Origin of the sequence: Arthrobacter sp. H14, assembly GCF_000520495.1 — a bacterium.
Lineage (GTDB): Bacteria > Actinomycetota > Actinomycetes > Actinomycetales > Micrococcaceae > Arthrobacter_C.
On the sequence record NZ_KI914648.1, the window covers coordinates 34,336 to 35,640 of the forward strand.

The 1,305-nt window shown below is 66.2% G+C and carries 2 protein-coding genes; one reads left to right on the forward strand and one right to left on the reverse strand.

The features are described from left to right. On the reverse strand, positions 1 to 426 hold a 426-nt coding region (locus Y707_RS24900; protein WP_026534960.1), incomplete at its 3' end, for an MIP/aquaporin family protein. Positions 427 to 596: 170 nt separating this feature from the next. On the opposite strand from Y707_RS24900, the gene Y707_RS24905 reads away from it, so the two are divergent. Beyond that, the coding region (locus Y707_RS24905; RefSeq protein ID WP_162150206.1) for an ADP-ribosylglycohydrolase family protein at positions 597 to 1,305 on the forward strand (709 nt) is incomplete at its 3' end.

Sequence of the window (1,305 nt, forward strand, 5' to 3'; positions counted from 1 at the left end):
GCCGCCGCTGAGCACCACCCAGAGCAGTCCCATCGCCGCGACACCGCCGATGACCTGGGCGATGATGTACGGGAGGACGTCCTTCCACGAGAGCCGGCCGGCGATGGCGAATCCAAGCGTCAGGGCCGGGTTGAAGTGGCCTCCGGAAACGTGCCCGACGGCGATGATGGCGGCGATGAACAGCAAGCCGAATGCCAGCGCGCCGGGGATTCCGGCCTGGCCACCGAACATGGAGATACTGACACCGCCGAGGACGAGGACGAAGGCGCCGAAAGCCTCGGCCGCTGACCGGGTCAGCAGTCCGGACTGGTTCAACGGCTTCGCAGGGCCGGTACCCGATGTTGAGACAGTGGATCCGGGCTCGGAACCGGTCCGCTCAGCCGGCTTGGCGGGCCGCGCCGGGACGCTGTGGTGCTTCTCTGCCATTACGATTCGTCAACTTTCTCGTCGGTGGTCCGGACCGTTCCCGGTGCGGACGTGTTTAATCCTGCCATTCCTCATACCCGACCGCGTCGGTTACCGCCGGCGGGCATGGTGGTCGCTCCACAAAGCCTAGTCTTAATTGGTGCCATTGAGTCCGTTGGTAGCCTGAAGTCATGCAGCAGTTACCCACCTTCGCCGCCCGTGTCCATGGTTGCCTGCTCGGCGGTGCCCTGGGCGACGCGCTTGGTTACGCCGTTCAGTCCTCCAGCCTTGAGCCGGTACGCGGAAACTTCCGCACGGACGGGCCCACGGACTTGTCCCGGCGGCCTGCCCCGACTGCCTTCTCCGATGAGACACAACTGACATTATTCGCGGTCGATGGACTGCTCGAGGCGCTCCGCTGGGCAAATGACGGCGTTCCTGCTGATGAAAAAGCATGCCTCTGGCTGGCCTACCTGCGCTGGCTCCGCACGCAGGACGCCCGCCTTCCCGAGGCCTCGCCCGTGCCCCCGGTGGAATGGCTCGACCAGCAGCCGGTGATGCGGCACCGTCGCGAACCGGACGAGGCCTGCCTGACCGGTCTGGGTTCAGGCGAGATGGGCACACCAGCGCGGCCGGTGAATCCGGACGAACGAGGCTTCGGCACGGTGGTCCGTTCGGCGCCGTTCGGGCTGCTGCCGTATGTGGGTCCCGAAATGGCGTACAAACTCAGCACCGACACCGCATCGCTGACACATGGGCATCCGGCAGCGAGGCAAAGCGCAGCGGCTTTCAGCTTGATAATCCACCACATCATGCACAACGGCGGCACGCTGGCCAGCGCCACCGCTGCAGCTGTGGAGCGGCTCGGGCGGGAGCCGGCACCGGAACCGGCCGTCCTGC